Source organism: Azospirillum oryzae (genome assembly GCF_900177515.1).
GTDB classification, from domain to species: domain Bacteria; phylum Pseudomonadota; class Alphaproteobacteria; order Azospirillales; family Azospirillaceae; genus Azospirillum; species Azospirillum oryzae_A.
In genome coordinates this window covers 560,211-577,773 of the sequence record NZ_FXAK01000005.1, presented here as the reverse complement: position 1 = coordinate 577,773, position 17,563 = coordinate 560,211, and the positions used below count along the sequence as shown (strand labels likewise).

Here is a 17,563-nt window from a genome sequence, read left to right as displayed (position 1 = left end):
CGCGATTGACCGAAAGTTTATGTACATACATTATCGCCGAAACGTCACATCGCAACGCAGCGCGGAGAGCGGGGTGCAGGGGTTGGTACGGCAAGGCCTGACCGGACAGGACCGCGGTGGCGGACCGGCTTCGCAGCCGGGCGATCCGGCGCAGGGCGGCCTGCCCCTGGATGGCGCCCTGGACGGCCGCGGCCCCCTGTTCGATCAGATCAAGCGCGCCGTCGCCGGCCAGATCCTGCGCGGACGCTGGCAAGCCGGCCAGCGCCTTCCCAACGAGGCGGAACTGTCGAGCCTCTACGGCGTCTCCCGCCAGACCGTGCACAAGGCCATCGCCCTGCTGGCGCGGGAAGGTTTTCTGGTGCGCCGCCGCCGCGCAGGCACCTTCGTCGCAACCAGCCGCCGCGACCGCTTCGCCCTGCCCATCGAGGACATCGGCGACGTGGTGGCGCGGGAGGGACGCGTCTATGAATTCCGCATCCGCGACCGCAGGAGCCTTCGCAACGGCGAAGGCATCCGCTGGCCGGACCTGCCCGACGGAACGCCGATCCTGACGCTGGAATGCCTGCATTTCAGCGACGGGACACCGATCCAGCACGAACGCCGTCTCGTCAACCTCGACGTCGTGCCCGAGGTGATTGACGAACCCTTTGACGTCGTGGCACCCAGCCGATGGCTGGTCGACCGGGTTCCCTGGTCGTCGGCCGACCACACCGTGCGCGCGGTCAACGCCACGGCGGAGATGGCGGCGCTGCTGGGGGTGGAGGCCGGCACGGCCTGCCTGTCGATCCGGCGGCAGACCATGCATCTCAGCCGGCCGGTGACGCTGGTGCATTTCCTGTCGGTGGGCGACCGCTTCAGCCTCAGCGGGTCGTCGATCACCGACAGCGCGACAGAGTTGAATTTGTAAACACAAAAGGACCGGCGACAGCCGCCGGCCGCAACAGGGGGTCCTTTCATGATGGAGAGCAAGGCTATGGTTCGGACGATGGTCAAGGCGGCGCTGCTGGGCGCCACGATGCTGGTCGCCGGTGCCGCCGCCGGCACGGCGATGGCCGACACGCTGGCCGATGTGAAGAACGCCGGCGTCCTGACCGTCGCCACCGAGATGCAGTTCCCGCCCTTCGATTTCCTGGAGAACAACGAGTACAAGGGCGTCGATCGCGACCTGATCGACGAGGTGGCGAAGGAACTGGGCGTCAAGGCCAAGTACATGGACCTGCCCTGGACCAGCGTGCTGCCCGGCCTGGAGGCCAAGAAGTTCGACCTGGTCATCGCTCCGGTCACCATCACGAAGGAGCGCATGAAGCGCTACTCCTTCACCGTTCCGATTTCCGAGGCGACCGCCGCCCTGATGAAGCGCGCCGACGACAAGACCATCAACAAGCCGGAGGACATCGCCGGCAAGAAGGTCGGCGGCGGCAAGGGCACTTCGCAGCTGGCCCAGTTGAAGGAATATGGCCAGACCCTGCCGACCCCGCCGGACGTGCGTGAATATGTCGACAGCAACCAGTCCTACGCCGATCTGGCCGCCGGCCGCGTCGATGCCTCGGTCAACTCGCTGCCGAACCTGAACTTCGCCGCTTCCAAGCGCAAGGACACCTTCGCCGTCGTCCTGCCGCCCTTCGGCAAACCGTCCTACTTCTCCTGGGTCGGCCGCCTGGACGAGAACGACAAGAGCCTGATCGAAGCGGTCAACGCCGCCCTGGTGAAGATCCAGAAGGACGGCCGCATGGCGACCATCCAGAAGAAGTGGTTCGGCGTCTCCCAGGACCTGCCGACCACCGTTCCGGAACCGCAGCTGTAAGCTAGCTGAACCGGGATTTCCCCCTCTCCGCCCGGGGAGAGGGGGAAACACTTCGTGGCTTTGCAAGTTTCGGAGAACTTCTCGCTTCCCCCCAACTTTACGCCATGCATCCCCCTCACCCTAACCCTCTCCCCAGGGGGAGAGGGGATTAGGTTCCGGTATCGCCGACAAAGGCCCACTCGATGAAGTTCAGCGTCATCTTAGACGCCCTTCCCTATCTGCTGGAGGCGGCCGTCACGACCATCTGGGTCTCGCTGCTCGGCGTTCTGCTGGGGCAGGTGATCGGTGTCGTCGTCTGCGTGGCGCGCCAGTCCGGCGGGCGGGCGGCCGACATGGCCGGCGGCGTCTATGTCAGCTTCTTCCGCGGCGTGCCGCTGCTGATCCAGCTTCTGCTGATCTATTACATGCTGCCGCTGATCGGCATCGACGTGCCGCCGCTGGTTGCCTCCATCGCCGCGCTCGGCCTCGCGTCCGGCGCCTATGTGTCGGAGATCTACCGCGGCGCGCTGAATGCCGTCCCGCACGGCCAGTCGGAAGCGGCGCTGGCGCTTGGCTTCCCCGGCCGGTCGATCTGGACGCGCATCCTGCTGCCGCAGGCTTTCCGCATCTCGGTCCCGGCCCTGGTCAACGAACTGATCCTGCTGCTGAAAGCGTCCTCGCTGATCTCCGTCGTCGGGGTGGCGGAGCTGACGCGGACCAGCCAGACCATTTCGGCCAGCAACTACCGCCCGCTGGAGATCTATCTGGCGGCCGGCGTCATCTATCTGGCGATCAACGGCGCGCTGGCCCTGTTCGGCACGCTGGTCGAACGCCGCCTGCAACAGGCCTGATCCGATGTTGGACCTCTCCCTTCTCGTCCAGTACGGCCCGTCGCTGCTGCGCGGCTTCGGCATCACCATCCTGTGCTGGGGGGCGGGCTGCCTCATCGGCATGGTGCTGGGCTTCGTGCTGATGCTGCTGCGGCAATTGCCGGTGAAGCCGTTGCGCTGGGTCATCCGGGTCTATATCGAGGTGATCCGCGGCACGCCCTTCCTGATCCAGCTGTTCCTGCTCTACAGCGGCGGCCCATCCATCGGCCTGCGGTTGGAGGCAACGACCGCCGGCATCCTCGGCCTCGGCATCTACGGCAGCGCCTATTTCGCCGAGATCTTCCGCGCCGGCTATCAGGCGGTGCCGAAGGGGCAGGTGGAGGCGGCGCTCAGCCTCGGCATGTCCTACGGCTCCATCCTGAAGCGGGTGATCGTGCCGGCGATGCTCGTCTCCACCATTCCGGCCATCGTCAACATGATGGCGATCCTGACCAAGGAGACGGTGGTGCTGTCGATCATCACCGTACCGGAACTGATGTACGAGATGCAGACGATGGCGGCGGAGACCTTCGCCACCTTCGAGACCATCCTGGGGATGGCGCTGTTCTACTGGCTGCTGGTCGAGGTGGTGTCGCGCCTGGGCCGCCGGCTGGAGGCGCGCGTCACCCGTTACCTGACCCATGCCTCGCCGCAAGGGTCGTCGTCCGAGACCGCAACCGCGAGGGCGTGATGACCGCCGTTTCCCAAACCGCCGCCCCGACGCGCTCCCCGACCGCCGACGACGTCGTGCCGATGGTCTCGATCCGCGGCGTCGGCAAGAGCTTCGGCACCAACGAGGTGCTGCGCGACATCGACCTGACGGTCAACAAGTCGGAGGTCGTCTGCCTGATCGGCCCCAGCGGGTCGGGCAAGAGCACGCTCCTGCGCTGCATCAACTTCCTTGAGGTCTACGACCGCGGCGAGATCCGCATCGAAGGCACGCTGGTCGGCTATACCGAGGACACGCCGCGCCGCCGCCTGTCGAACCGCGACCTGCGCAGCCTGCGCCGCAACGTCGGCATGGTGTTCCAGCAGTTCAACCTGTGGCCCCACATGACCGCGCTAGAGAATGTCGCGGAGGCGCTGGTGCAGGTCCGCGGCATGGACAAGGCGTCAGCCGCCGCGCATGCCGGCCGGATGCTGGACCGCGTGGGTCTGGCCGCCAAGGCCGATGCCTATCCCGCCCGCCTGTCCGGCGGCCAGCAGCAGCGCGTCGCCATCGCCCGCGTCATCGCGATGGAACCCCACCTGATGCTGTTCGACGAGCCGACCTCGGCACTCGACCCCGAACTGGTGGGCGAGGTGTTGCAGGTCATGCGCGATCTGGCAGCCGACGGCATGACCATGGTGGTGGTGACCCACGAGATGGGCTTTGCCGCGAATGTCGCAGACAAGGTGGCGTTCCTCGACCGCGGCCGCATCGCTGCCTTCGGCACCCCGCGCGAGGTCTTCCACGAATCCGCGGAGCCGCGGGTGCAGCAGTTCCTGCAGACCTACCACGAGCGGAACAGTTTCTAGGGAGCCGGCCGGCGTCGACCTGCAATAGTGCCGGCCGGCGATGCGGTGCCACACTCTTACGGGCGGGAAGACATCGGCGATGTTGCCGGAGCATCGCGGGCTATGGATAATTGTCGCGGCGCCAGCTCCAGAAAAGGAGCGTTTCGCGGCACGAACAGCAGCAGGTTGAATGACGGAGCGTTATTATGGGCAGGGCAGCTTCAGTGCCGCGCTGTATGACCTCATCGACGGCGCTCTGTGTCCGGAGAGTGAAGCGACATTCTACCGAACGCTCGCCATCGGCACCGCAACGCCGATCCTGGACCTCGGTGCCGGAACCGGACGCCTGACATTCGCCCTTGCCGAAGCCGGCCACGACGTGGTCGGCGTCGACCTTTCGCCCGACATGCTCTCCGTTGCCCGTCGCAAGCTGGACGCCGCCGATGAGGCGGTGAAAGGCCGCGTGTCCTTCATACAATCGGATATTTGCGAACTGGACCTCGGCCGCCGCTTCGATCTCGCGATAACCCCCTACCGGACCTTCAATTTTCTTTTGAGCGACAAAGACAGAAGCCGTTTCCTTCAGGCATTGCATCGGCATCTTTCCGAGTCCGGTCGCGCCGTCATCGACACCTGGGGAGCCTCCGACGATAGCAGCCGTCTGCGCCCGGTCGTTCAGAACCGCAGGATGATCGTCAAGCTGGAAGGCTCTCCATACAATGTCGCACGAACCTTCAAGAGCGACAGAACGGATCCCGAAAGGCAGATCACGGATTTCACCGTCAGTTATGAGATTTTGGACAAAGAGGACAGAGTTCTCAAAAGCAAGGATGAGTCGCTGGAAATGCGCTGGTGTCCGCCGGACGAGATGCGGGCCCTGCTGACGGACCACGGCTTCCATGTGTCGGCGGAACTGGGTAGCTTCGACGCAATTCCGGCCACAACGCCGGGTGACCGCCTGTGGATCGTTGAGCGCATGGGACGGCGCTGACGTAAGACCGGGCCCGCTTCCCCCTGGCACCCCGCCCGCAAACCCGCTAAGAACCTTTCGCACGCGCAACAGAACTGCACCGCGAAAGCCCCGTCTCCGTCGATGATCGAACTGCGGTCCATCACCCACGCCTATGGCGAGCGCCCCGTCCTGCACGACCTGTCGCTGCGGCTGACGGAACGGCGCATCGCCATTCTCGGCGGCAACGGCTCGGGGAAGAGCACGCTGGCGCGGCTGCTGAACGGTTTGATCCTGCCGACGGCCGGCACCGTCGCCGTCGATGGCCTGGACACCCGCAGCGACGGGCGGGCCGTGCGCCAGCGGGTCGGCTTCGTCTTCCAGAATCCCGACACCCAGATCGTCTATCCGACGGTGGAGGAAGACCTCGCCTTCGGGCTGAAGGCACGCAAGCTGCCGAAGGACGAGATCGCCCGCCGCGTCGCTGGGGCGCTGGAGCGCTACGGCCTCGACCGCTACCGCCACCAGCCGGCCCACCAGATGAGCGGCGGCGAGAAGCAACTGCTCGCCATCGCCGGGGTGCTGGTGCTGGAGCCGGCTTATGTGATCTTCGACGAGCCGACGACGCTGCTCGACCTGCGCAACCGCCGCAAGGTGATCGAACTGCTGCGCGGGCTGCCGCAGACGGTGATCGTCGTCACCCACGACCTCGACATGGTCAGGGATTTCGACCGGGCGCTGGTGCTGGAGGATGGACGCGTCGTCGCCGACGGTCCCCCGGCGGAGACCGTCCCGGCCTATATCGAGCGGCTCGGCTGATGCTGGGGCTGTATTTGCACCGCGAGTCTCCCGTCCACCGCCTTCCGGCCGGCGCCAAGCTGGGCGGGCTGCTGCTGGTGACGGTGGCGGTGCTGGCCCTGCCCGGTGCCTGGGGGGCGCTGACCGCCGGTCTGATCGGTGCGGCGGTGCTGGTCGCGGCGAGGCTGCCGGCCGGACGGGTGCTGGCGGAGTTGCGGGCGCCGGTCGTCATGCTGACCCTGCTGTTCGGCTTCCAGGCCCTGCTGGCCGGCGGCGGCTGGGAGGAGACGGCCGTCGCCGTCGCCCGCTTCGCCGCCCTGATCCTGCTGGCGACGCTGGTCACGCTGACCACCCGCGTGATGGACATGGTCGACCTGTTCGAACGGCTGTTCGGCCTGCTGCGCCCGGTCGGGGTCAACCCGGCGAAGATGGCGCTGATGCTGGCGCTGACCATCCGCTTCATCCCGCTGCTGGGCGAACAGGTGCGCGAGGTGCGGATGGCCCAGCGCGCCCGCGGCGTGGAACGCAACATAGCCGCCCTGTTCGTTCCACTGCTGGTCAAGATCCTCACCATGGCCGATGATCTGACCGCCGCACTGGAAGCGCGCGGCTATGACCCGGCGGATGCCGGAACCAAAAACAGCACTCAACGATAAAGCCACCAGCCGAAGGAAGCGTCCATCATGCTGTCAACCCGCGACCTCGTCCTCTGCGCCCTGTTCGCCGCCCTGCTGGGCGGGCTTGGCATGGCGCCGCCGATCCCGCTCGGCTTCCTGCCGGTGCCGGTCACTGCGCAGACGCTGGGCGTCATGTTGGCCGGTACCATCCTGGGCGCCAAGCGCGGCGGCATCGCAGCATTGCTGTTCGTGATGCTGGTGGCGGCCGGACTGCCGCTGCTGGCCGGCGGGCGCGGCGGCATCGGCGTGCTGATGGGGCCGACCGGCGGCTTCGTGCTGTCCTGGCCGGTCGCCGCCTTCGTCACCGGCTGGCTGGCGGAGCGGTTCGCCACCAATGCCAACCCGATCCGCCTGTTCGCGGTCAGCGTCGTCGGCGGTATCCTGGTCGTCTATGCCGGCGGCATCCCCTGGCTGTCGCTGGTCGCCGGTCTGCCGATCGAGAAGGCGCTGTTCGGCTCGCTCGCCTTCGTGCCGGGCGACCTGATCAAGGCCGGTGTCGCAGCCGTCGCCGCCTCGGGTGTCCGCCGCGCCGGCATCCTGCCGATCCATGCCTGAAAGAATTGCACCTGACCGACCTTCCTTGAACGGCGGTTTTACGGGGGCGGACAACCTCGCCCGCCCCTTCGCGCTGACCGCCGGGCGGGCGCCCGCCCATCCGGCGCTGGTCTTCGGCGACGAGACGGTGACCTACGGCGCCCTGCTGGAGCAGGTGCGGCTTGCAGGAGCCGGCGTGGCCGCCCTGCGGACGGGTGGCGAGCCGCCGCGCGTCGCGGTCAGTCTCGGCAATCGGGCGGAGCTGCCGGCGCTGTTCTTCGGCATCGTCGCGGCCGGCGGCATCGTCGGGCTGCTCGACCCGAAATGGAGCGCCGGGCAGACCGCCGCCGCCATCGACACTTTCCGTCCCGACCTGCATCTGACGGCGGAGACGGCACACACCTGGATTGCCGCTCAGCCGGCGGGGTGGACCATTCCGGCGGTCGATCCGGAAACGCCCTTCCTGGTCGGCTTCACCTCCGGCACCACCGGGCGGCCGAAGGCCTTTATCCGCAACCAGGGCTCCTGGTTGGCGACGCTGGAGGCGAGCCGGGTGGAGTTCGGCATCGGCCCCGACGACATCGTTCTTTTGCCGGGACCGCTGGTCCATGGTTTGGGCCTGTATGGTGCGGTGGAGGGTTTGTCGGCCGGCGCCACCGTGCGCGTCCAGCCGAAGTTCGACGCGGCGGATGCGGCGGCTCAACTGGCGACCAGCGGCGTCACGACGCTGGTGCTGGTACCGACGATGCTGGTCGGTATCCTCGACGCGGCGGAGCGCGACGGCCGTCGCTTTCCAGCATTGCGCCGGGTGGTCTGTTCCGGCGCCAAGCTCGCCCCCGCGGTGCATGAGCGGTTGTCCGCGCTCTGCCCCGATGCGGCGGTGCTGGAATATTACGGCGCGTCGGAGCTGAGCTTCGTCAGCCTGCGCTCGTCGCGCGACGGCGCCCCTGCCGACAGCGTCGGCCGCCCCTTCCACGGGGTGGAGGTGAGCCTGCGCGACGACGAGGGCAATCCGGTGGAGCGTGGCCGGCCCGGCACCGTCTGGGTGCGCAGCGGCATGCTGAGCGACGGCTATCTCGGCATCACCGACGGTGCCGGCTATCGCGAGCGCGACGGCTGGGGCACGGTCGGCGATTACGGCTGGATCGACGGCGAAGGCTGGCTCAGGCTGGTCGGCCGGGCAGGCGACATGGTCATCACCGGCGGCCTGAACGTCTACCCGGCAGAGGTCGAAGCGGTGCTGCGCGCTCATCCTACGGTGGCGGAGGCGGTGGTGTTCGGCCTGTCCGATCCCTATTGGGGCGACGCCCTGTCCGCCGTCGTCTGGTGGCGCGGGAGCGGACGCGCCTCGCTGGCCGAATTGCGCCATTGGTGCCAGGAGCGGCTGGAAGCCTACAAGGCCCCACGCCGGCTCTTCGCGGCGGCCGACATGCCCCTGACCGGCAGCGGCAAGATCGCCCGCGCCGATGTCCGCGAGCGGGCGAAGGCCGGTGGGTTGGAGGTGGTGGAGTGAGCAACCGCCCGATCATCGTCGCCGCCCGGCGCACACCCGTCGGCCGCATCGGCGGCACCCTGCGGGAGCTTCCCGTCGAGGACCTCGCCGCCCCGGTCATCCGCGCGGTTCTGTCCGACGCCGGCATCGATCCGGCGGAGGTGGAGGAGGTGCTGCTGGGCAACGCGGTCGGCCCGGGCGGCAACGTCGCGCGGCTGTCGGCGCTGGCGGCCGGGCTGCCGGTGTCGGTTCCCGGCGTCACGGTGGACCGGCAGTGCGGGTCGGGACTGGAGGCGGTCAACCTCGCCGCCCGGCTGGTGCAGTCCGGCGCCTGCGACGTCGCGCTTGCCGGGGGCGTGGAGAGCACCAGCACCGCACCCTGGCGCGTCGCCAAGCCGTCCAGCCTCTACCGCAGCCCGACCTTCTACGACCGCGCCCGCTTCTCCCCCGATGAGATCGGCGACCCGTCGATGATCGAGGCGGCGGAAAATGTCGCCGCCGCCCACGGCATCGGCCGCGCCCGCCAGGACCGCTACGCCCTGGACAGCCACCGCAAGGCCTTCGCCGCGCAAGCAACCGGACGGTTCAACCGCGAGATCGTGCCGCTCACCTTGCGCGACGGCCGCATCATCGACCGCGACGAATGCCCGCGCGCCGACACCAGCTTTGAAAAATTGGCGGCTCTGCGCCCCATCCTGCGGCCGGACGGCACCGTGACCGCCGGCAACGCCTGCCCGGTCAATGACGGCGCCGCCGTGGTCGCCGTGGTGTCGGAGCGGAAGTTCCGCGCGCTCGGCCTGACCCAGGGGCTGGCAGTGGTGGACAGCGCGTCGGCCGGCGTGGAGCCAAAGCTTCTCGGCACCGGCCCGATCCCGGCGGTGATGAAGCTGCTGGCCCGCAATCCCTGCCTGTCCGTCGCCGACATCGACCTCGTCGAGTTCAACGAGGCCTTCGCCGCCCAGGTGCTGGCCAGCCTCGATGCGCTCGGCATCGACCCGGCGCGCGTGTCGGTCGGCGGCGGAGCGCTGGCGCTAGGCCATCCCTATGGCGCGTCCGGAGCCATACTGGTGACGCGCCTGTTCACCGAGCTGCTGTTCCCGGCCCCGGGCACCACGCCCCGCCGGGGCCTCGCGACGCTCGGCATCGGCGGCGGGCTGGGGCTCGCCACACTTCTGGAGCCAGTTTGAATGACCAGCGCCGCCACGGCCGGGGATAGTTTCCGGTCGGCCTTCCGTCACCGCGCCTTCGCACTGTTCTGGAGCGCGCGGGTCTGTTCGATGCTGGCGATCCAGATGCAGGTGGTGGCGGTCGGCTGGCAGGTCTATGCCATGACCGGCGACCCGCTCGACCTCGGGCTGGTCGGGCTGTTCCAGTTCCTGCCCACCCTGGCCCTGGTGCTGGTCGCCGGCCATGTCGTCGACAACAACGACCGCAAGACGGTGCTGTTCGGCGCCCTGTCGATCGAGATGATCGCGGTCGCCGCCCTGTTCCTGTTGACCATGGCCGGCGCGCTGTCGCCCCACGCGATCTTCGCCGTGGTGGCGCTGATCGGCCTCGCCAAATCCTTCGAGGGGCCGGCCAACCAGGCGATCCTGTCGGCGACGGTGCCGGTGGAGGATCTGCCCAACGCCGTCGCCTGGCAGTCGTCGGGGGTGCAGGTGGCGCAGATTTCCGGTCCGGCGCTGGGCGGCCTGCTCTACATCGCCGGGCCGGCGGCGGTCTATGGCGTCAGCACGGCGATGCTGGTGCTGTCGGTCCTGCTGATCGCCGCCTGCCGGCCGCGCCCCGTCACCATGACCAAGCGCGCCATGAGCCTGACGAGCATGCTGGCCGGTGCCGCCTTCATCCGCAGCCGGCCGGAGATCCTGGGCGCCATCTCGCTCGACCTCTTCGCGGTCCTGCTGGGCGGGGCGACGGCGCTGCTGCCGATCTATGCGCGCGACGTTCTGCATGTCGGACCGTGGGGCCTCGGCCTGCTGCGCTCCGCCCCGGCGCTGGGGGCGCTCGCCATGGCGATGGTCATCACCCGCTGGGGCGTGAAGCGCCATGCCGGGCGCTGGATGCTGGTCGCCGTCGCCGGGTTCGGAGTCGCCACCATCGCCTTCGGCCTGTCGGCCGATCCTGTGCTGTCCTTCATCGCCCTGCTGGCGGTCGGCGCCACCGATCAGGTCAGCATGTTCGTCCGCCAGACGCTGGTCCAGCTCTCCACGCCCGACGAAATGCGCGGCCGGGTCGGCGCCGTCACCTCGCTGTTCATCGGTGCCTCCAACCAACTGGGCGAGTTCGAATCAGGCAGCGTCGCGGCGCTGGTCGGCGCAGTTCCGGCGGTCGTGCTGGGCGGCGTCGGCGCCGTCGGGCTGGCCGGCCTGTGGGCGGTGATGTTCCCGGCCCTGCGCCGGGTGGACAGGTTGCTGGGGCGGTAGACGAATCCACACGCCGGAAGCGAAATCCACTCGGACACTCTCGACATTCTAAGATTGCGCATTTACCCTTTTGCGCATGCCCTAACGGTCACCGCTTCCAACCGGTGGCCTGAAGGCGACCGTAGAATGGGATGTGCGATGGTGACGCAGGGCACGGCGATGCCGCCCCTGAGATCAGCTGCTGCAGAACATCCCCTCAGCCATACTTCCATCGGATTTCTCGAGGCCCCAGAATGACCACTGTCGTCGCGAATGTTTCGATCAATTTATCGGGGTCTGGAGATACCGCCGGTATCGTTTACGACAATTACTCCCTTCTTTCGCAAAGCTCTTCGCAGATAGCGTTCCGTTACACACTGAACGGGGCGCCGGTGATGGACATTACCGTCACCGGGTCGTTCAACATCACCGATTACAATGTGTCCGGAAGGATAACTTCCGTGTCGGCAACCCTGCCCGGCGGAAGTTCGCTGTTGTCGTTCAGCAATGCCAACATCAGCTTTTCCAGCGTCTACAGCCTTTCTTATGCGCTGACCACCCAGAACATCCTGTCCGGCAGCGACCAGATCTTTGGATCGTCCTATGCCGACAGGCTCTATGGATATAACGGGAACGATTATATCAGCGGCGGCGGCGGTGATGATCTGTTCAACGGCGGGTATGGAGTCGATACGATCGATGGAGGTGACGGCGTCGATACGGTCATCTCCAGCCAGAGCTATGCGCCCAACAAACTGATGGGCTACGGCGGCCAGTCCGCAGTCATCGACCGCCTCAATGGGTCCGATCTGATTCGGAATGTCGAATATATCCGGTTTTCCGACCGCACGGTCTCGGCCTCCAGCGCGACCACCTTCGACGCGATGAGCTATCTCGCGGCCAACCGCGACTTGGCGGCCGCGTTCGGAACCGACGGCACGGCTGCCTTCTACCATTACGTGCAGACCGGGCACCTCGAAAACCGGTCGACGACATTTGATGCCGCCAGCTACCTGGCCGCAAACCGCGATCTTGCTGCTGCATTCGGTACGAACACCGCGGCTGCGACGGAGCATTATATCGTTTTCGGCCGCTCGGAAGGGCGCAGCACGACGTTCAACGCCATGAGCTACATCGCGGCCAACCCGGATCTGATCCGGGCGTTCGGCACCGACACGACTGCCGCGGCGTTGCACTACGCCAGCAACGGGCGCCTGGAAGGGCGGACGACCACCTTCAACGCGGCGGCCTATCTGGCGCGCAATCCCGATGTGCAGCGTGCCTTGGGCAGCACCGAGGCGGCTGCGGCCACCCACTACGTCACGTTCGGCTATCGCGAAGGGCGCTCCACCGCTCCGCTGAGCACCACGGGACGGGCGGCCCCGATGCTTGAGCCCGACGGCATTTCCGGGACGCTGGCAGCAATCTCGTAAGCGGACGCGCGGCGGGCGGCGGGCACCCACCTTGCCCGCCGCATCGCCTGACAATTCACAGATATCGGATCGTCACCTTGTCCGCCGCCTGCTTGGCCCGTGCCCGCGCGTCGTCGGTATCGGTGCCGGTGGCGAGCGCCACGCCCATGCGGCGGTTCTTGCGGGTGGTCGGCTTGCCGAACAGCCGGACGTCGACCTCCTGTTCCGCAGACCCGAGCCGCAACGCGTCGGCCAGCCCCTCGATGCGGAAGCTTTCCGCCTCACGGTCGGCCAGGATGACCGCCGACGCCGACGGGGCACGGCAGACGATGTTGGGGATCGGCAGGCCCAGGATGGCGCGGGCATGCAGTTCGAACTCCGACAGGTTCTGCGACAGCAGGGTGACCATGCCGGTGTCATGCGGGCGCGGCGACAGCTCGGAGAAGATGACCTCGTCGGCGGTCACGAAGAACTCGACGCCGAAAATGCCGTAGCCGCCGAGATTGTCGACGACGCGCGCCGCCATCGCCTTGGCGTCGTCCAGCATCGCCTGTGGCATGGCGACCGGCTGCCAGGATTCCTGATAGTCGCCGCGCTCCTGCCGGTGGCCGATCGGCTCGCAATAGAGAATGCCGTCACGGGTGCGGACGGTCAGCAGGGTGATCTCGTATTCGAAGGGGACGAATTCCTCGACGATCACCTTGCGGCGGTCGCCGCGCATGTTCGCCACCGCATAGTCCCAGGCGGCCTCCAGCCCGGCGGCATCCTGCACCGTGCTCTGCCCCTTGCCGGACGACGACATCACCGGCTTGACGACGCAGGGGAAACCGGTGTGCTCCGCCCCGGCGCGCACCTCCTCCAGGCTCTCGGCATAGCGGTAGCGCGAGGTGCGCAGGCCGAGTTCGGTCGCGGCGACCTCGCGGATGCGGTCGCGGTTCATCGTCATGGTGGCGGCGCGGGCCGACGGGACGACCGTGGTGCCGGCATCCTCGAACTCGTGCAGCACCTCGGTGCGGATCGCCTCCACCTCCGGCACGATGAAGTCCGGACGGTGCTTGGCGATGGCGGCGCGCAGGGCGTCGGCGTCCAGCATGGAGAACACCTCCGCCTTATCGGCGACCTGCATCGCCGGGGCGTTGGCGTAGCTGTCGCAGGCGACGACCTCGCATCCCAGCCGCTTGGCCGCGATGACGAACTCCTTGCCCAACTCCCCAGAGCCGAGCAGCAGGATCCTGGCGGTGAACATCCACGCACTCCCGATATTGGCGACAGCTGCCCGACCATAGGGCTTCCCGCCTGCCGGGCCAAGCCCCGCCGCAGGCCTTCCGTATGCACCGGCCGGGCGGAAGCGGCGCGGAGCCAATATTTCTAAAATGAAATTATAATGGTAATGGATGAAAAACGCTGCTCATGTGTTTGTGCTTCAATGAAGCCCTATTTCAGGAGGCGGCGATGGGACCAGTGGCACGGCGCGGAGGTTTCGGCGGCAGGACCATGATGGCCGCTTGTCTGGCGGTGTCGCTGGCCTTGCCCGGCTGTGCCGGCAACGGCAACGACGACATGGCGGGCGCCCTGCTGATCGGCGCCGCTGTGGTCGGGCTGGGCGTGCTGGCCGCCACCGCCGGCGATGACGACGACGATGGCGATTACAATCGCGGCCGGCACCATCACCGTCGCGGCAGCTACGACAATGGCGGCTATTACGGCAACGGCTACGACAGCGGGTACCGAAGCCGGGGCGGCTACAGCCGCTATGCCGGCAACGGCCGGTGCGACGACGCGCGCTACCGCACCTCCAACGGCGGGCGGGCGGATGCCGGGACGGACGAATGGGACTGCCGCCGTTTCGGCGACGGCCGCAAATGACCGGTCAGCGCCGCCGTCCCTCCAGGTTCTTGCGGACGATTCCGGCGATGATCAGCGAGAAGGCCAGCAGCCGCAGCAGATAGACCCAGCTCTGCTCCTCCCTCTCCAGCCCGCCCAGCGCCAGCACCATCTGGTTGGTCGCCAGCAGCGCAAAGGCCAATGCGAAGCTGACGAACAGTGCATCGCGCGTCCGTGCCCAGAAGCGCAGGAAGAACAGCCCCGCGACCGCATACAGCGCCGCCAGCGCCCCGGTGAAGAAACTGTAGGTGGTTGGCAACATCACTCGGCATCCCAGATGAAGCCGTAAAGCAGGATCCCGACCCCGGCCAGGGCGGAGAGATGGCGGAACGGCAGCAGGTCGACCTCCGTCGGCAGAACGACGACGTCGATGAACAGCAGCAGGTTGTTGATCGCCAGCCCGACGAAACACAGCGTGCTCCACAGCAGCAGGCGGCTGTGCGACCGCAGGTAACTGCGCAGCAGCAGGACCATGCACAAAAGGCTGGCGGCAAAGCACAGCAGATAGACCGCCGACTTCATGACATCCATGTCAGCGCCCTTCTTTCCCTCTCCCCGGCGGGGAGGGGAGCCGATACATGTCGAAGGAAGAAACTGTCGGAACAGGCATCGTCTCTGTCCAGTGAATCTCAATCATTGGGGCGGAACCTGAAGGAGTCGGCAAAGATCTGTACCTTGTTGCCGGGTGCCGCGAAGATCTCGCGGATGATGGCGGACGGACGGGTGGCATAGGCCTGCGCGATCTCCTCAACCCATTTGTCGAGGATCGGGGCGGCGGGCTGGTAGCGGTGACGGCCGTCCGCCAGCGCCACCAGAAGCCCGGCCCCGAGAAAGCCGCCCAGCGCCTCCTGAACCACCACGTCGCTGCCGCGCAGCTCCATCACGAGGTCACCGTTCGACCAGTCGCGATCGGGATGCCGGCGCAACAGCAAAAGCAGTTCCAACGCCCAGACGGATCGGATGGAGCTTCTGAGCAGGGTAAGCGCGTCGTCGGACAAAACCATGAACCGGAACCTGACCTGATATGCACAACCGGCGGCGTGGGACGGCGCCGCCCTCGATCCCCCTCATCATCCCCGGACGGCCTCCGCCGGGGCGAGAGGGGCCTGCAAATCCAGCGCGCGCCGCAGGGCGCGGGCCAGAACGCCGTCGCGGTAAGGCTTCGGCAACGTTTCCGCCCGGCTCAGCACGGCCCCCAGCACGGCGCCGGGATCGGCGGCGCTGCCGGTGTCGGCGAATGCGCCGGCCTCCGGTTCCGGCGCACTGGTTCCGTTGGCATAGCCGGATGCGAACAGCACCCGCAGGGAGGGATGGCGGCGCAAACCCTCCAGTGCCAGTTCGCGCCCGTTCAGCCCGCCGGGCATCACGATGTCGGTGAACAGAAGATCGACCGGCTGGCGGTCCAGCAGGGTCAGCGCCGCTTCCGCCCCGTCGGCTTCCAGCACGCGGTATCCCAGCGCCGACACCGCCTGGACGGCGACCGCCCGCACGTCGGCGTCGTCATCCACCACCAGCACCGTCTCGCCACGTCCGGCGAAGGCCTCGTCGGCGCCGTCCTCGTCCGGAGCGGGGCCTTGCGCTGCGTCCATCGCCGCACGCGGCAGATAAAGGCGGAAGGTGGTGCCGGTGCCGGGGGTGCTGTCGATGCCGATCAGCCCGCCCGACTGCTTGACGAAGCCATGGATCATGGCAAGGCCCAGGCCAGTGCCCTTCCCCGTCTCCTTGGTGGTGAAGAAGGGCTCGAAAGCGCGCTCCAGCACATCCGGCGGCATGCCGCATCCGCTGTCCGCCACCGACAGCAGGATATAGTCGCCGGCCGGCACCGACATGCCGTGTGCCGTCTGCGGCTCGCGGAAGCGGCTGTTCGCGGTGCGGATCCGCAGGGTTCCGCCGCCGGGCATGGCATCGCGGGCGTTGATGACGAGGTTCAGCAGGGCCGACTCCGCCTGCGACCGGTCCACCGATGCCGTCCACAACGGCTCGGCATCGGCCGGCGGCGCCTCGATGGCGATGGCGACGGCACCGCCCAGCGTGCGCTCCATCAGCTCGCCCATGCCGGCAACCAGCGCGCCGAGATCCACCGGCTCCGGGTGAAGCTGCTGGCGCCGGGCGAAGGTCAGCAGACGCCGCGTCATGTCGGAACAGCGCAGCGCCGCCTGCAGCGCCATCTCCGCCCGCCGCGCCGCCTTCGGGTCGTCGGCGAGGCCGGGGACCAGGCGTTCCAGGCTGCCGATCACCACCATCAGCATGTTGTTGAAGTCGTGGGCAATGCCGCCGGTCAGCCGGCCAACCATCTCCATCTTCTGCGCATGGGCGAGCTGCTGCTGGGCCTGACGCGTCTCGGTCACGTCCATGATGGTGCCGAACAGCTCGGTCGGCACGCCGTCCTCGTCGCGCACGACGACGGCCTGGTCCAGCAGATGCCGTTCGCCGCCGTCCGGGCCACGCCAGCGATATTCCACCATGGTCAGCCCGGTCTCGTGAACCGATTCCAGCTGCCGCAGCACGCGGCTGCGGTCGTCCGGATGCAGCCCGCTTTCCCAGAATTGCGGATCCTCGATGAAGCGGGCGGCGGGGCAGCCCAGCACCGTTTCCGTGGTGTCCGACAAATAGCGGAACGGAATGCCCGAAGTCAGATCGGCAGTGTAGAGCACGATGGGAAGCTGGCCCAGGATCAGCGCCTGCCGCTCCTCCGACCGGCGCAGCGCCTGTTCGGCCTGCCGCATCTCGCGCCGCACGCGCTCATTCTCGTCCAGCAGGCGCTGCTTGGCCTCGACCTCGCGCTTCACCTCCTCGGTCTTGCGGTAGAGGTCGACGAAGACCGCCACCTTGCATTTCAGGATCAGCGGGTCGACGGGCTTGAACATGTAATCCACGGCGCCGGTGGCATAGCCGCGGAAGATATGCGTCTCGTCCTTGTTGATGGCGGTCAGGAAGATGATCGGGATGTGGCGGGATTTCTCGCGCAGGCGGATCAGCTCCGCCGTCTCGTAGCCGTCCATGCCCGGCATGTGCACGTCCAGCAGGATCAGGGCGAAGTCCTGGCGCAGCAGATGCTTCAGCGCCTCCTCGCCCGAGCGGGCGAGCACCAGTTGCGCCCCCAGATCCTCCAGCGTCTCACGCACGGCGAACAGGTTCCGCGGGTCGTCGTCGACGATCAGGATCGCGACGTCCGCCTTGTCGGGCTGGGGATTCGAATCGCTGGTCATGGTTCCGCTTTCCCATCCCGCGGGGACGGCAGCCGGGCCGGCGGGCGGTGGCACCGG

The 17,563-nt window shown here is 67.5% G+C and carries 19 protein-coding genes; 14 read left to right on the top strand and 5 right to left on the bottom strand.

Features of this window, described 5'->3' with window-relative positions:
* The first annotated feature begins 73 nt into the window (after positions 1-73).
* The 13 genes from B9N97_RS11010 (at position 74) to B9N97_RS10950 (ending at position 12,434) form a co-directional block, all read left to right on the top strand.
* The gene (locus B9N97_RS11010) at positions 74-907 is read left to right on the top strand and encodes a GntR family transcriptional regulator (protein WP_244560662.1); all 834 of its coding nucleotides are present in this window, start codon (positions 74-76) and stop codon (positions 905-907) included.
* A gap of 66 nt (positions 908-973) precedes the next feature.
* Positions 974-1,804: a transporter substrate-binding domain-containing protein gene (locus tag B9N97_RS11005; protein WP_244560661.1), complete on the top strand. Its 831-nt coding sequence runs from the start codon at positions 974-976 to the stop codon at positions 1,802-1,804.
* Between the two features lie 182 nt (positions 1,805-1,986).
* Positions 1,987-2,634, top strand: coding sequence for an amino acid ABC transporter permease (locus B9N97_RS11000; RefSeq protein WP_085086248.1), 648 nt, complete (start codon positions 1,987-1,989; stop codon positions 2,632-2,634).
* Positions 2,635-2,638: 4 nt separating this feature from the next.
* Positions 2,639-3,343: an amino acid ABC transporter permease gene (locus tag B9N97_RS10995; protein WP_143266603.1), complete on the top strand. Its 705-nt coding sequence runs from the start codon at positions 2,639-2,641 to the stop codon at positions 3,341-3,343.
* Positions 3,343-4,170, top strand: a complete 828-nt coding sequence (locus B9N97_RS10990) for an amino acid ABC transporter ATP-binding protein (protein ID WP_085086246.1) — start codon at positions 3,343-3,345, stop codon at positions 4,168-4,170. The genes B9N97_RS10995 and B9N97_RS10990 overlap by 1 nt, the downstream gene beginning before the upstream one ends.
* 169 nt (positions 4,171-4,339) lie before the next feature.
* Complete coding sequence (locus B9N97_RS10985; protein ID WP_085086244.1) at positions 4,340-5,140, top strand: class I SAM-dependent methyltransferase; 801 nt, start codon at positions 4,340-4,342, stop codon at positions 5,138-5,140.
* Positions 5,141-5,242: 102 nt separating this feature from the next.
* Positions 5,243-5,917 carry an energy-coupling factor ABC transporter ATP-binding protein gene (locus tag B9N97_RS10980; protein ID WP_085086242.1) on the top strand — a complete coding sequence of 225 codons (675 nt, stop codon included), beginning with the start codon at positions 5,243-5,245 and terminating at the stop codon, positions 5,915-5,917.
* Positions 5,917-6,552, top strand: a complete 636-nt coding sequence (locus tag B9N97_RS10975) for an energy-coupling factor transporter transmembrane component T family protein (protein ID WP_085086240.1) — start codon at positions 5,917-5,919, stop codon at positions 6,550-6,552. The genes B9N97_RS10980 and B9N97_RS10975 overlap by 1 nt, the downstream gene beginning before the upstream one ends.
* Before the next feature lie 27 nt (positions 6,553-6,579).
* A complete protein-coding gene (locus B9N97_RS10970) occupies positions 6,580-7,128 on the top strand; it encodes a biotin transporter BioY (protein ID WP_143266599.1) in 549 nt (182 codons plus the stop codon).
* A 25-nt stretch (positions 7,129-7,153) separates the two neighbouring features.
* Positions 7,154-8,620, top strand: coding sequence for a class I adenylate-forming enzyme family protein (locus B9N97_RS10965; RefSeq protein ID WP_085086238.1), 1,467 nt, complete (start codon positions 7,154-7,156; stop codon positions 8,618-8,620).
* Complete coding sequence (locus B9N97_RS10960; protein WP_085086236.1) at positions 8,617-9,786, top strand: thiolase family protein; 1,170 nt, start codon at positions 8,617-8,619, stop codon at positions 9,784-9,786. Before B9N97_RS10965 ends, B9N97_RS10960 begins: the two co-directional genes overlap by 4 nt.
* Positions 9,787-11,022 carry an MFS transporter gene (locus B9N97_RS10955; RefSeq protein WP_085086234.1) on the top strand — a complete coding sequence of 412 codons (1,236 nt, stop codon included), beginning with the start codon at positions 9,787-9,789 and terminating at the stop codon, positions 11,020-11,022.
* 233 nt (positions 11,023-11,255) lie between these two features.
* Positions 11,256-12,434: a calcium-binding protein gene (locus B9N97_RS10950; protein WP_085086232.1), complete on the top strand. Its 1,179-nt coding sequence runs from the start codon at positions 11,256-11,258 to the stop codon at positions 12,432-12,434.
* A 55-nt stretch (positions 12,435-12,489) separates the two neighbouring features.
* Here the strand turns inward: B9N97_RS10950 and purT are convergent, their stop codons facing one another.
* On the bottom strand, positions 12,490-13,659 hold the full coding sequence (gene purT / locus B9N97_RS10945) for a formate-dependent phosphoribosylglycinamide formyltransferase (RefSeq protein WP_085086230.1): 1,170 nt from the start codon (positions 13,657-13,659) through the stop codon (positions 12,490-12,492).
* A 248-nt stretch (positions 13,660-13,907) separates the two neighbouring features.
* On the opposite strand from purT, the gene B9N97_RS10940 reads away from it, so the two are divergent.
* On the top strand, positions 13,908-14,279 hold the full coding sequence (locus B9N97_RS10940; RefSeq protein ID WP_244560660.1) for a hypothetical protein: 372 nt from the start codon (positions 13,908-13,910) through the stop codon (positions 14,277-14,279).
* Positions 14,280-14,283: 4 nt separating this feature from the next.
* Here B9N97_RS10940 and B9N97_RS10935 read toward each other — a convergent pair whose 3' ends face one another.
* The 4 genes from B9N97_RS10935 to B9N97_RS10920 form a co-directional block, all read right to left on the bottom strand.
* A complete protein-coding gene (locus B9N97_RS10935; RefSeq protein ID WP_085086226.1) occupies positions 14,284-14,559 on the bottom strand; it encodes a DUF5985 family protein in 276 nt (91 codons plus the stop codon).
* Entirely contained in the window at positions 14,559-14,828 is a 270-nt protein-coding gene (locus B9N97_RS10930; protein WP_208621192.1) for a DUF5985 family protein, read from the bottom strand. Before B9N97_RS10930 ends, B9N97_RS10935 begins: the two co-directional genes overlap by 1 nt.
* A gap of 98 nt (positions 14,829-14,926) precedes the next feature.
* Positions 14,927-15,301 (bottom strand): hypothetical protein, encoded by a 375-nt coding sequence (locus B9N97_RS10925; protein WP_085086224.1) that lies wholly within the window; start codon positions 15,299-15,301, stop codon positions 14,927-14,929.
* A 66-nt stretch (positions 15,302-15,367) separates the two neighbouring features.
* Positions 15,368-17,506: a response regulator gene (locus B9N97_RS10920; RefSeq protein ID WP_143266597.1), complete on the bottom strand. Its 2,139-nt coding sequence runs from the start codon at positions 17,504-17,506 to the stop codon at positions 15,368-15,370.
* Between the last annotated feature and the right edge of the window lie 57 nt (positions 17,507-17,563).